Origin of the sequence: Bacillus sp. EKM202B (genome assembly GCF_011066025.1) — a bacterium.
In the GTDB taxonomy this organism is placed as follows: Bacteria; Bacillota; Bacilli; order Bacillales; family Bacillaceae_G; genus Bacillus_A; species Bacillus_A toyonensis.
Genome location: NZ_JAAMNK010000017.1, coordinates 24335 through 37662, shown reverse-complemented (window position 1 = coordinate 37662; position 13328 = coordinate 24335). Strand labels below are relative to the sequence as shown.

The 13328-nt window shown below is 33.8% G+C and carries 13 protein-coding genes and 1 pseudogene; 10 read left to right on the top strand and 4 right to left on the bottom strand.

Translation table 11 applies throughout. The features are described 5' to 3' along the window. Positions 1-24 precede the first annotated feature (24 nt). The 6 genes and pseudogenes from deoC to G9F74_RS19330 all read left to right on the top strand — a co-directional run bounded on the left by deoC (position 25) and on the right by G9F74_RS19330 (position 4798). Positions 25-696, top strand: coding sequence for a deoxyribose-phosphate aldolase (gene deoC / locus G9F74_RS19355; protein WP_001017434.1), 672 nt, complete (start codon positions 25-27; stop codon positions 694-696). Positions 697-797: 101 nt separating this feature from the next. Then, the gene (locus G9F74_RS19350; protein ID WP_000876190.1) at positions 798-1979 is read left to right on the top strand and encodes a NupC/NupG family nucleoside CNT transporter; all 1182 of its coding nucleotides are present in this window, start codon (positions 798-800) and stop codon (positions 1977-1979) included. Between the two features lie 36 nt (positions 1980-2015). Next, positions 2016-3317: a pyrimidine-nucleoside phosphorylase gene (locus G9F74_RS19345; protein ID WP_002093789.1), complete on the top strand. Its 1302-nt coding sequence runs from the start codon at positions 2016-2018 to the stop codon at positions 3315-3317. A 33-nt stretch (positions 3318-3350) separates the two neighbouring features. Further along, positions 3351-3746, top strand: a complete 396-nt coding sequence (locus G9F74_RS19340) for a cytidine deaminase (protein WP_000358537.1) — start codon at positions 3351-3353, stop codon at positions 3744-3746. A gap of 147 nt (positions 3747-3893) precedes the next feature. After that, a complete protein-coding gene (locus G9F74_RS19335) occupies positions 3894-4289 on the top strand; it encodes a DUF2871 domain-containing protein (RefSeq protein WP_000737869.1) in 396 nt (131 codons plus the stop codon). Between the two features lie 15 nt (positions 4290-4304). Continuing rightward, positions 4305-4798, top strand: a pseudogene (locus tag G9F74_RS19330) (CcdC family protein). A 49-nt stretch (positions 4799-4847) separates the two neighbouring features. On the opposite strand, the gene G9F74_RS19325 reads toward G9F74_RS19330, so the two are convergent. Continuing rightward, the gene (locus G9F74_RS19325; protein WP_000789785.1) at positions 4848-5078 is read right to left on the bottom strand and encodes a DUF896 domain-containing protein; all 231 of its coding nucleotides are present in this window, start codon (positions 5076-5078) and stop codon (positions 4848-4850) included. Between the two features lie 244 nt (positions 5079-5322). Here G9F74_RS19325 and G9F74_RS19320 point away from each other — a divergent pair, with 244 nt between their 5' ends. After that, the gene (locus tag G9F74_RS19320) at positions 5323-6237 is read left to right on the top strand and encodes a hypothetical protein (RefSeq protein WP_016108174.1); all 915 of its coding nucleotides are present in this window, start codon (positions 5323-5325) and stop codon (positions 6235-6237) included. Positions 6238-6308: 71 nt separating this feature from the next. Here G9F74_RS19320 and G9F74_RS19315 read toward each other — a convergent pair whose 3' ends face one another. Next, positions 6309-7016, bottom strand: a complete 708-nt coding sequence (locus G9F74_RS19315) for an alpha/beta fold hydrolase (RefSeq protein WP_000109313.1) — start codon at positions 7014-7016, stop codon at positions 6309-6311. A gap of 143 nt (positions 7017-7159) precedes the next feature. On the opposite strand from G9F74_RS19315, the gene G9F74_RS19310 reads away from it, so the two are divergent. After that, positions 7160-8035 (top strand): LysR family transcriptional regulator, encoded by an 876-nt coding sequence (locus G9F74_RS19310; RefSeq protein WP_001100321.1) that lies wholly within the window; start codon positions 7160-7162, stop codon positions 8033-8035. 50 nt (positions 8036-8085) lie between these two features. Here G9F74_RS19310 and G9F74_RS19305 read toward each other — a convergent pair whose 3' ends face one another. Both G9F74_RS19305 and G9F74_RS19300 read right to left on the bottom strand, forming a co-directional pair. Further along, positions 8086-8814, bottom strand: coding sequence for an urease accessory protein UreH domain-containing protein (locus tag G9F74_RS19305; RefSeq protein ID WP_000493105.1), 729 nt, complete (start codon positions 8812-8814; stop codon positions 8086-8088). 15 nt (positions 8815-8829) lie between these two features. Beyond that, a complete protein-coding gene (locus tag G9F74_RS19300; RefSeq protein WP_000683855.1) occupies positions 8830-9807 on the bottom strand; it encodes a F510_1955 family glycosylhydrolase in 978 nt (325 codons plus the stop codon). Positions 9808-10011: 204 nt separating this feature from the next. On the opposite strand from G9F74_RS19300, the gene G9F74_RS19295 reads away from it, so the two are divergent. Together G9F74_RS19295 and G9F74_RS19290 are read left to right on the top strand one after the other, a co-directional pair. After that, positions 10012-11295: an aminopeptidase P family protein gene (locus G9F74_RS19295; RefSeq protein ID WP_000842955.1), complete on the top strand. Its 1284-nt coding sequence runs from the start codon at positions 10012-10014 to the stop codon at positions 11293-11295. A gap of 118 nt (positions 11296-11413) precedes the next feature. After that, positions 11414-13054 (top strand): multicopper oxidase family protein, encoded by a 1641-nt coding sequence (locus G9F74_RS19290; protein WP_016108175.1) that lies wholly within the window; start codon positions 11414-11416, stop codon positions 13052-13054. Positions 13055-13328 lie beyond the last annotated feature (274 nt).

Sequence of the window (13328 nt, the reverse complement as noted above, 5' to 3'; positions counted from 1 at the left end):
TAAAAGATATGAGGAGTGATAATAATGAATATTGCAAAGTTAATTGACCATACAATTTTAAAAGCTAATTCTACAAAAGAAGATGTTATGAAAGTAATCGAGGAAGCAAAGGAATATAAATTCGCTTCTGTTTGTATTAATCCTACATGGGTAAAGCTAGCTGCTGAAGAATTAGCTGGACATGATGTAGACGTTTGTACTGTAATCGGTTTCCCATTAGGAGCAAGCACTACTGAAACAAAAGCATTCGAAACAAAAGATGCTATCGCAAAAGGTGCAACTGAAGTTGATATGGTAATCAACGTAGGTGCTTTAAAAGATGGCGACAATGAGTTCGTTGAAAAAGATATTTATGAAGTAGTACAAGCAGCAAAAGGAAAAGCTCTTGTAAAAGTAATCATTGAAACTTGCCTTCTAACAGACGAAGAAAAAGTTCGTGCTTGTGAATTATCAGTAAAAGCTGGCGCTGATTTCGTAAAAACTTCAACTGGATTCTCAACTGGCGGAGCAACTGCTGAAGATATCGCATTAATGCGTAAAACGGTAGGACCAAACGTTGGTGTAAAAGCATCTGGCGGAGTTCGTACACGTGAAGATGCAGATAAAATGGTAGCTGCTGGAGCTTCTCGTGTTGGAGCAAGCGCTAGTGTTGCAATCGTATTAAACGATGCAAAAGGTGCTACAGATAACTACTAATTAATAAAGTGTGAAAAGCGATAGATACACAAAGTATAGTGTATCTATTGCTTTAACAATTGAAAAGAATGTAAGCGGATACGAATGGGAGGAGACGGCTTATGAAATACTTAATCGGTGTTTTTGGCCTCGTATTGATTTTAGGTATCGCTTGGCTTGCTAGTAATGATAGAAAGAAAGTCAAATATCGTCCAATCATAACGATGGTTATATTACAATTCATTTTGGGGTTTTTACTATTAAATACAAGTGTAGGGAATATATTAATTAGCGGAATAGCAGATGGTTTTGGGGAATTATTAAAATATGCCGCTGATGGTGTGAATTTCGTATTTGGTGGATTAGTAAATCAAAAAGAGTTTTCATTCTTTTTAAGTGTATTAATGCCAATCGTATTTATATCAGCTTTAATAGGTATTTTGCAACATATTAAAGTATTACCTATTATTGTGAAATCTATCGGTCTAGCATTAAGTAAAGTAAATGGAATGGGTAAACTAGAATCATATAACGCGGTAGCTTCTGCGATTTTAGGACAGTCTGAAGTGTTTATTTCAGTTAAGAAACAACTAGGATTATTGCCAGAGAAAAGAATGTACACATTATGTGCATCTGCAATGTCTACAGTTTCTATGTCTATCGTTGGATCATACATGGTGTTATTAAAACCGCAATATGTTGTAACCGCTTTAGTGCTTAACTTATTCGGTGGCTTTATCATTGCTTCTATCATTAACCCGTATGAAGTTACTGAAGAAGAAGATATGTTAGAAGTGCAAGAAGAAGAGAAGAAGACTTTCTTTGAAGTATTAGGGGAATACATTATCGATGGATTTAAAGTTGCGATTACAGTAGCAGCTATGTTAGTTGGTTTCGTTGCTCTTATCGCATTCATTAATGCAGTATTTAAAGGTGTAATCGGTATTTCATTCCAAGAAATTCTTGGTTATGTATTTGCACCATTTGCATTTATTATGGGTGTTCCATGGCATGAAGCAGTTAATGCCGGTAATATTATGGCAACAAAACTTGTATCGAATGAATTTGTCGCTATGACAGATTTAGCGCAAGGGAACTTTAATTTCTCAGACAGAACGACAGCGATTATATCTGTATTCTTAGTTTCATTTGCAAACTTCTCTTCAATTGGAATTATTGCAGGGGCAGTTAAGAGCTTAAATGAAAAGCAGGGGAATGTAGTCGCAAGATTTGGTTTGAAATTACTTTTCGGTGCAACGCTAGTAAGTTTCTTATCAGCAACAATCGTTGGCTTATTATTTTAATAGATTCATATCATATAAAAAGGAATGGTGATTGTAATGAGAATGGTAGATATTATTGCAAAAAAACGTGACGGCAAAGAATTAACGACTGAAGAAATCAAATTCTTTATTAATGGATATACAGACGGAAGTATTCCTGATTATCAAGTGAGTGCACTTGCAATGGCAATCTTCTTTAAAGATATGACAGATCGTGAACGTGCAGATTTAACGATGGCAATGGTGGAGTCTGGAGAAACGATCGACTTATCAGCAATTGAAGGCATTAAAGTAGATAAGCATTCAACTGGCGGTGTTGGTGATACAACTACATTAGTATTAGGACCATTAGTTGCTGCTTTAGATGTACCAGTAGCAAAAATGTCAGGTCGTGGTTTAGGACATACGGGCGGAACAATTGACAAATTAGAAGCAGTGGAAGGATTCCACGTTGAAATTACGAAAGAGCAGTTCATTGATATTGTAAACCGTGACAAAGTAGCTGTTATCGGACAAACAGGAAACTTAACACCTGCTGATAAAAAGATTTATGCATTACGTGATGTAACAGGAACAGTAAATTCAATTCCTCTAATCGCAAGTTCAATTATGAGTAAAAAAATTGCAGCTGGTGCTGACGCAATCGTACTTGATGTAAAAACCGGTGCAGGTGCATTTATGAAAACGGAAGAAGATGCAAAAGAATTAGCACATGCAATGGTACGCATCGGAAATAATGTAGGACGTCAAACGATGGCTGTTATTTCAGATATGTCACAACCTCTTGGCTTTGCGATTGGTAATGCCCTAGAAGTGAAAGAAGCAATTGATACGTTAAAAGGTGAAGGGCCAGAAGATTTAACAGAATTAGTACTTGTATTAGGAAGTCAAATGGTCGTACTTGCGAAAAAAGCAAATACGTTAGAAGAAGCTCGTGAAATGTTAATTGAAGTTATGAAAAACGGAAAAGCAACTGAGAAATTTAAAGAGTTCTTAAGCAATCAAGGTGGAGATAGCTCAATTGTAGACAATCCAGAAAAAATGCCACAAGCGAAGTATATAATTGATGTACCTGCTAAAACTTCAGGCGTGATTTCAAACATTGTTGCAGATGAAATCGGTATCGCTGCAATGTTACTTGGTGCAGGCCGTGCAACGAAAGAAGATGAAATCGATTTAGCTGTAGGTTTAATGTTACGTAAAAAAGTTGGCGATGCAGTAAAAGAAGGCGAGCCATTCGTAACGATCTACGCAAATCGTGAAAATGTAGAAGATGTAAAAGCAAAAATTTATGAAAATATTTCTATCGCTGAAACAGCAGTGGCTCCTAAATTAGTTCATACTGTTATTACTGACTAATCAACATTACATTTACTTTGAGGAGGAAATAATATGGATAAGAAAAAATATATTGAAGAAGCAAATAAGATGTTATCGAAAGCGTATATTCCGTATTCAAAATTTCCGGTTGGTGCTGCATTAGTTACAAAAGAAGGTAAAATCTATACTGGTTGTAATATAGAAAATGCTTCTTACGGTTTATGTAACTGTGCAGAAAGAACAGCAATATTCAAAGCAGTATCAGAAGGGGAGCGCGACTTTAGTTACTTAGTCATTACAGGAGAAACTGACGGACCTATTTCACCATGTGGTGCTTGTAGACAAGTGATTGCTGAATTTTGTGATCCGAAAATGCGAGTTTTACTAACGAATGTAAAAGGTGACGAAAAAGAAGTGACTGTTGAGCAGTTACTGCCTGGTGCTTTCACAATTGATGATTTAAAATAAGTTGAAAAGCCATTCCGCAATTAATAATTGTGGAATGGCTTTTTTGTTCTTTAAAAATAGAATGTAATATTTTGTTCATATTCCGTTCATAAACTTTGCGTAAAATGATTGCAGCGAATATGGAAAGTTTACAGCAGGAGGAATAGAATGAAGAAATTATATAATGCAGCATTCATTTACTTAATTATTGGTTTATTATCAGGAGTATTTGCGCGAGAGTATACGAAAGCACAAGGAATTAAAGGTTCCACTATGTTGCAATTAGTACATACACACGTACTAGTGCTTGGATTCATATTCTTTTTAGTCGCTGTTGCTTTAGTTAAAGTATTTCAAATACAAGAAACAAAAAGTTTTCATGCCTGGTTTGTTGTATATAATACAGGATTAATTATTACTATCGTAACAATGGTATGTAGAGGTCTTCTACAAGTAAATGGAACTGACTTTAACGGTTTAAGCCATATGGCTGGATTAGGTCATGTTATTATAAGTATCGGTTTCGTTTGGTTTATGATTTTACTCAAAAAGTCTATTAAATAGATAGGAGTGGAGAGTATGAGTGTAGCACTTTTATCAAGTATCGTAGCAGTTTGTATGGCCGTTGGTGTTATGTTTCTTCGCTTTAAGTCAGCGAAAAAGCCGGTTACGAAAAAGAAAATTATTTTGCCGCCAATTTTTATGAGTACTGGCGCCATGATGTTCTTCTTACCGGAATTCCGATTAACATCGTTAGAAATAGTAGAGGCAATTATCGCAGGACTTATTTTCTCTATATTTCTTATTAAAACAACTAAGTTCGAAGTAAGAGGCGAACATATATATATGAAACCGTCAAAAGCATTTATATTTATTTTAATTGGTTTATTAGCTGTACGAGTCGCATTAAAATCATATTTAAGCCAAACACTTGATTTGGCGCAATTAAGCGGGATGTTTTTCTTACTCGCATTTGCGATGATTGTGTCGTGGAGAATTGCGATGTATCGCTCGTATGTTACATTGCAAAAACAACAATATTAAGTAGAAAAAGAGCTGGAATTTCATTATGAAAAGTCCAGCTCTTTTATGTTTTATACAATTGTTTCTTTAGCTTTAATTTCATTTGCTTAATTTCAAACGAATTTGAGCATCTTGTAATGCAACTGGTGTAACATTAAAACCATTTGAATCGACAATTTTTGTGTTTAATAAAATGGAATCTAAACTTCCACGAAATGTTTTTGTATAGTTTTGACGTAACATTTGTTGTTCTTGTTTTTCATCAACTGTTAATCCAGATGTTTTTTCTTTTTTTGATAATTCGTTAATACGGAATAAAATGTTTTTCATTTGTTTTCACCTCAAGTTAGATTTAATTACATTAGTTACTTACTAATGTATAGTTATTTTAACCTATCTTTCAATGATTGTCAACGCCTATAAAAATCCTTTTTTTGTAAGTGTAATGGGTGATGAAAAATGGAAAAATTACGAATACTTGAAATGGAAAAGATATTAATATACAATACCTTAGTAGGGTATATTAAATTTTGTTTTACATTGTGAGAGTAGTAAGTAAAGGGAGTATGTAATAATGAATGCAGTAATTTCAAAAAAAGAAACAATCATCTCATATACGATTGCTATTTTCTTTATTTTAGCTATGGTTACAGCGGGTGTGTTATTAAATGATCCGGAAGTCATTTTGCCGGAAATAGCAGCGATGGCAATTGCTTTATGGGCGTATCGTGAGCCAGGTTGGTTAAGGCAGCCAGAAAAAATCTTTATTGCACCGTCAATAACAGCTGGTATTGGTTTTATCGTGAATCAAATGGATTTAGTTTATATAGCAAAAGTAAGCGTAACACTTATATTCATGATGCTGTTTTTACGTATTATACAATCAAATTTAGCACCATCTATTGCGACAGGTTTATTACCTTTAGTGACAAATGCGACTGAATGGTCATTTGTTATCTCAGTCTTCGTTTTAACATTTATTTTAATGCTTGGTGTCCTTGTTTTTAAATTGAATAGCGGTATTGAGAGAAAAGTTAACATCCAATATAAATATATGGCTGTATTTCTAATACTAAATTTCATTTGGATAAGTATATGCTGGATCACTGGTCATGAACAATTAGCGGTTATTCCGCCAATATTAGTTGTTGTGTATGAATCACTTCAAAAACCGATGTACAATGAAAAAATGGTATGTAAACAAATAGTAGTATTAACTACATCTGCAACTGTTGGAACTTTATTGTACTTTGCAATCGACTCATGGATTATAGTCACTTTATTAAATATGATTTTAATGCTTATTTTATTAAAAATAGTTGGTGTACGTATTCCAGCAGCATATGCATTTCCATTACTGCCGCTCGTATTTCTAGATGAAATGATAAAGATGTTACCAGTAGGTTCATTTGTTGCGGGGGTATTCTTATTTGGTGCAGTATTACTGTATAAAAAGTGGGAGATGAAGCAAAAGGGAATGCAAATGTAGAGAAGAACATACAATCCTTAGTTAGCATAATAAATAGACACCCGCGGGTGTCTATTTTCATTAAATGAAATTTAGCTTAACGCATGTAAACAATTCACAAGTTCTGTTGCTTTTGAAAAGAAGGGAGAATGATCAGCTTCTAAAGTAATAATCTTCGAGCATGGAGTTTCTGTATTCATTCGGCGCTGAAAATCAATTGGAATCGCTCTATCTAGAGTTGTTTCAATATAAATGCGATCTACAGTTCCGAAGTTTTCTTCAGAAATTTTTAGCTGTTGTTGAAATGGTCCTAGTGGCTGAGGACACATTTTTTTGGAAGATGCTTCTTTAATCTCTTCATTTTCGGTAGCATTTAAAAATGTTTTTTCAATTAGATTAGGTATAAGTTCAGCTGTCATGTCGTTCTCATTTATTGAAAATTGTGGACCAGCTTCACCATCTAATTTACTGCCAAGGCTTTCTCCGTTTTGTGGTAAGAATGCACAAAGATATACTAATTTATCGATTTTATTCGGTATAAGTTCAGCGGTTTGAGTGATCACAATTCCACCCATACTATGTCCAACAACAATAACTTTTTCAGTTTGTTGATTTATAGTAGCTGTTACTGCATCAACATAGGAATCTAACGTTATATTTTGTGAAGGAGTTGTATCTTTCCCGCTTCCAGGTAAGTCTAGTGTAATAACAGTGTGACCTAAAGCCTCTAGTTGAGGTTTTACTAATTCCCATGCCCATTCACCTTGCCATGCTCCATGTACTAAAACGTAAGTACTCATTTAATCAACACTCCTCTAATGTTTATATGCTTTATTTTTTTGTAAAATTGATAGTGTATACTTAGTGTATAGGAAGTAGTTTGATAAATATAATGAAGGTTATTTATAGATGATATAAATATCTTTTATATAAGGAGAACAGAATGAACGTCTTTGATTTTAAAGTTTTTAAATATGTGGCTCGGTTGAACAGCATTAGTTTAGCAGCTAAGGAATTACATATGACACAGCCAGCAATAACGCATATTATAAACAAACTAGAGAAACGATATGCTTTAACTTTATTTGAGCGCTCTAGACAAGGAACGATGTTAACTGAAAATGGAAAAGAATTTTTAGTTTGTGTAGAACGACTTCTAATGGAGTATGAAAATCTTGAAGAAACAGCTTTACACTTGAAGAATAAAAGTTTGTATAAGATTGTATTAGCTACGTATCCTTCCGTTACTGTATATTGTTTGGCAGAGTGTATCCAATTAGGTAATATTGATCAAAGTCAGTACGTGCTTGCAGTTAGAGAGGGAAGCTATCAAGAAGTTTTAAATTGGCTGTCTGCTGGAAGTGCTGATTTTTCTATTTCTATAAAAGAAAATCTAATACCAGGATTTCACTATGAAGTTATTGGTGAAGATCCTTATGTTATCGTTTCTTCAAAGAATATTCCACCTAATCTTACTAGTAAAGAATTGAAAAATTATCCTTTTATTATGCCACTTTCTGGTTGTAAAGAAGTACTTGAACCATACTTAATGAAAAACGAAATAACAGTGAATAAAGTGATGGAGTCAGAGTCAATTAGCTCGGCATTAGCACTTACTTTACAAGTTAACGGTATAACGATCGTTCCGTTATCAGGACTTCATAAACAAATTATTCATGACTTTATCGTGCAACCGATAGACATTGAAATCCCGCGGCAACTAATTATGCAGTGGTCGCCTAAAAAAGAGAAAGATCCATTGTTTCTCGCGTTTGTTACGAATTTGTTAACACAATTACAACAAAAGAAAAATGAATAAAATGATACAAAAGGTAAGCTCATTTCACTGAAGCTTACCTTTTGTATGTATTACCAATATAGGGCGGTATCATAAAGTCCGATTAAAACGAGAAGTACACCAGCTATACGCTGAATATTTCCCCCTATTTTTCGGCTCTTTTTAAGTAGTGTTCCATTTAAGCCTAGGTAGGAGATAATGGACAGTAATACAACGACAGGTAGAGCAGTTCCTATAGAGAAAAAGGTAGGAAATAAATACCCGTAATTAGATGTTAAAGAGAGTGGTATTAATGTTCCGAAAAATAGCACAAACATAGTAGGGCAGAAAGCTAACGAAAAGAAAAACCCAAGCAAAAATGAGCTGACTTCATTTTGTTTTCGTATAGATGTGATAGGGAAGATGGTAGAGAAGAAGTTTCTACCTTTTATAATACCTGATAATATTAACCCCATTATTATTAATAAAGGTCCGATCAGTTTACGTAACCATGGGAAATACAAAGTTAATATTTGCTGAATTTCTTTTCCTAACACCCATACTAATAGTCCAAGCGTCGTAAAAGCTATTATTTTTCCTAAAATGAATAACAATATATGTTTCCAGATATGTCCCTTTTGTAAAGATTGATTGCCATAGATTGTAATGGCGCTAATGTTTCCTGTTAATTGGCATGGAGCAAGGGTACCTACTATGCCTAATAAAAACGCAAATAAAAGAGGAATTGATTTCGTAGCATTCGTGACATCCATTAAAGGAGACATGAGTTGATAACTCCACTCGCTAATTGTTGAAAACACGTTATATTCACCTTTCTAATTAAATTGTAATAAGCCATTTTTTGTAATCTGTTTCCACGTTTTACCGTCATCTGTGGAAAGGAATACATTTGCTTGCATTGTAGCAAATACTATTTCAGATGAATTTTGAGGGTTTTGTGATATATACATAATTGTATCTTTAGAATCTAAAGATGGAATCTGTAAGTTTGTTTCTTCATTTGTAGCAATTGATTTCTTCGTTATCATTTGCTTATTGATAGGGGCGTAAAAAACATCTTCATTACTTAATGTAACTGCTGTCGATTCAAGTGATGTAGAGAATAGTTCAAATGTATTCCCGTAATCTGTAGATAAATAAACACCATCTTTAGCACTTACTGCGACTACACTCGCTTGATCCGGATGTACTGAAAATGTATGGATTGTACTTGAAAGGCCTTTTAACTTACTATTTTTCCATTCTTGTCCGTTGTTTGTACTGAAATAAAAACCTTGTTGTAATTTAGAATTTGGACGCTCGTTATATAAATAAATCGTTTCTGTATTATATCCGACAGCAAGGTTATGAAAATCAGATTCTCCATAGAATGCTAGCTTTTCAAGGTTATTGCCGCCATCAGAACTTTTCATTAATCCTAAAGGATTTTTTAAATTTGCACCTGGTTCTGGGTGCCCACTAGCAAAAAATCCATTTTTAGTTGCCTGAAAGCCCATATAATCGTGTAACTGTGTAGCAGTTTCAAACCATTTTCCATTTTGATAAACTTTTATACCACTATGAGTTGCGATAGAAATACCAGGCATATTTCCTGCATAGCCAATTCCGTGAATGTGCGCTATTTTTCCAGATGTAATTTCTTTATAGAAGTTTTGCGGAATCGTATTTGCGTTATCTTTATTTTGGGGCTGAGATTGAACTGTTTCTTTTTTTACTGGTGGTGTTTCTACGTTATTAGAGCATCCTGTAATGATAAATAATGAAGTAATGGCTAGTCCTACGTAATGTTTCACGTTTGTAGGCTCCTTTCTTATATATATGAGATATTAAGTATATGGAATAAATGTCAAGAAATTGTGGAGTGATTAGATGCCTAGTAATGAAAGTTTATCTTCTATATAAACATTATTAATTGACGAAAAATTATAACAATAATAGAATGAATTATATTGGATAATCAGTTTCAAAATTATACATAGAACGCTAGGGGGATTATTATGAAATCAACATTTTTTGCTCAAAATAGAGAACGATTAGCGAAAACATTACATGATGAATCGATTACGATTTTATTTGCTGGACAAGCACCTCATATGTCAGCAGATGCCCATTATAAATTTGTGCCGAATCGAAATTTTTACTATTTAACGGGAATCGATGAGCCCAATGTTATTTTCATGTTGAAAAAGTTTGGAAATAGTGTGGAAGAAACTCTTTTCATTGAAAAATCAGATCCAGTAATGGAAAAATGGGTCGGTAAAACAGTTTCTAAAGAAGATGCAGAACGAATTTCAGGCATACAAAAAGTTGTATATATAGAAAGCTTTGAGAAGACAATGGCACATACACTTTTCGCAGAAAATGCGCAACATGTGTATTTAGATTTAGAGCGTCGTGAGTGGAAGGGTACTGAGACGAAAACGTTAGCGTTTGCTAAACATGTAAGAGAACAGTACCCACACATAACAATTGGTAATGTATACCCGGAAATTTGTGAATTACGAGTGTTTAAAACAGAGGAAGAAATTGAAATCATTAAAGAAGCAATTGCTGTAACGAAAGACGGTATTTACAATGTGTTAAAGCATGCAAAAGCAGACATGATGGAATATGAATTAGAAGCTCAGTTTGATTTCACACTGAAGTCATCTGGGATTAAGCATCATGCGTTCAATACAATTTTGGCAAGTGGGAAAAATGCAACAGTTCTTCATTATGAAGATAATGATGCACAAATTCAAAATGGTGATTTAGTACTGCTAGATTTAGGCGCTCAAAAAGACTATTATAACGCTGATATTAGTTATACTTTCCCGGCAAATGGAACATTCTCTAGTCGCCAAAAACAAATCTATAATATTGTATTAAAAGCATTGAAAGAAACAACAGAGATTATTAAGCCAGGCTTAAATTTTGCTGCATTAAATGAGCATACAAAAAAGGTACTAGCAGAAGAGTGTAAAGCTATTGGTTTAATTCAAGAAGATGAGGAACTATCTAAATATTATTATCATGGTGTCAGTCACTTTCTTGGTTTAGATACTCACGATGTTGGAACATACAAAGAAAGAGTATTAGAAGAAGGTATGGTTATTACGATTGAACCAGGTCTATATATTGAAGAAGAATCAATTGGTATTCGTATTGAAGATGATATCCTTGTAACAAAAGATGGCTATGAAAATTTGTCAAAAGATATCATTAGAACAGTTGAAGAGATTGAAGGGTTTATGAGTAACAATAATGTAAATGTAAAAGAAGATGAAGTTGTTACAAAATAATAGTTAGAAGAGGCGCTCAATTTTGGGTGCCTTTTTATTTTGCTCATTTTATATCTCCATATTTTCTTGAAAATTATCTTCTATAATAATCTTGAAAAAGAAAAAGGAGGGATTTTCTATGAAGGGATTTGTATTAACAGCAGTTACAGTCTCCGTAATATCTTTAATTGCTGCATGTTCTGCGACCACAAATAAAACAAATGATCATAAAAATATGAATGATAAAAAAACAACACAGACTGAAACGGCTACAAAGCCATTGAAAGTTGTAAAAGGGCCAGAAGTTACTTTAGTAGCGAAAGAAGAAAAACAAAAGCTAAGTAGCGGTGTTATTGTTCCAGTCTGGACATTTAATGGTTCATCCCCGAGTCCGGAAATTAGGGTGAAAAAAGGTGAAAAGGTTAAAGTGACATTAAAAAATGAATTACCTGCACCAGTATCTATTCATTGGCATGGGTATCCTGTCCCAAATAACATGGATGGAATTCCAGGCGTGACACAAGATGCGGTTGAATCAGGAAAAAGTTTCACCTATGAATTTGAAGCGAACGTACCAGGAACGTATTGGTATCATTCACATCAAGATTCTGTAAATCAACTAGATAGAGGCTTATATGGTGCTCTTATTGTAGAGGATACAAATGAAAAGTATGATAAAGATTACACGTTAATGTTAGATGAATGGATAACAGATAAAGAAGAAATTAATAAGCAGTTAAAAGAAATGACAAAAGCGCAAAAAGGTAATAAATCTAAGGATAATGAAAATGCAAAAAAGAATGATGATATGAAAGGCATGGATCATTCAGGTATGAACATGGGTAGTGATAAAAAAGACTCTGGTAATCTGGCAGGAATGGACCATGGAAATATGAAGATGGAAGGTCATGATATGGGTATGTATAACTTATTCACAATCAATGGTAAAAGCGGTGATTTAGTAGAGCCGTTAAAAGTGAAAAAGGGTGATAAAGTTCGTCTTCGACTCGTTGATGCTGGTTATCTATCACATGATATACACGTTCACGGTCATGATATAAAAGTAGTTGCGACAGATGGTCAACCAATAAACGATCCAAAAGCTATAAAGGATAAGGTAATTTCAATCGCACCGGGTGAACGTTATGATGTTGAATTTACTGCTAACAATCCTGGGAAATGGTATGTTGAAGACCATTCAGCAAATAAAAGTGCAAAAGGAATGAAAACCATTATTGAATATGAAGGTAGTAAAGAGATGAAAGACAGAGCAAATGAAAAAGAAAAACTACCGAAATTAGATATGACGAAATATGGTGAGAAAAAATTAGGTAATTTCACACTAGAGCAGCAGTATACTGCCACATATAATATGGACTTGAATACGAAAATGAATGGAAATGAAATGGTTTATACAATTAACGGAAAAGTATTTCCAGATATTGATCCAATTCTAGTGAAAAAGGGTGACTTAGTAAAAGTGAAATTAGTAAATCGCTCTAAAAGAGACGATCACCCGATGCATTTGCACGGTCATTTCTTCCAAGTATTAAGTAAAGATGGAAAACCGATTGAAGGTTCTCCAATTGTTAAAGACACATTAAATCTGAAACTAGGAGAAGAATATGAAGTAGCCTTTGTAGCAGACAATCCGGGTGAGTGGATGTTCCACTGTCACGATCTACACCATGCTTCAGCAGGGATGGTAACGGAAGTAAAATATACAGATTACACATCTGATTATGTTCCAAACCCTAATATTCCTAATAAGCCGGAATAATGTGAAATTCATGTAGTTTATCATAATGTAAAGCAGTTATCTTAGTAGATTGCTGCTTTTATATGTCATGTTGTGAATTGGGAATATTATTTTTATAAAAGTTTAGACAATAAGAGAGCTATCCTGTAGGAAGAGTTTACAAGGTGAAAATGTTTTTTGGTTATTTAGAGATTAAAAAACATAATTATTTATGATTAGATTAGAAATGGATAAATGTAATGTATTGTAGTTACAAAAGGCTAAATACTTATATTTGACCTTTCTTTTATTTTAT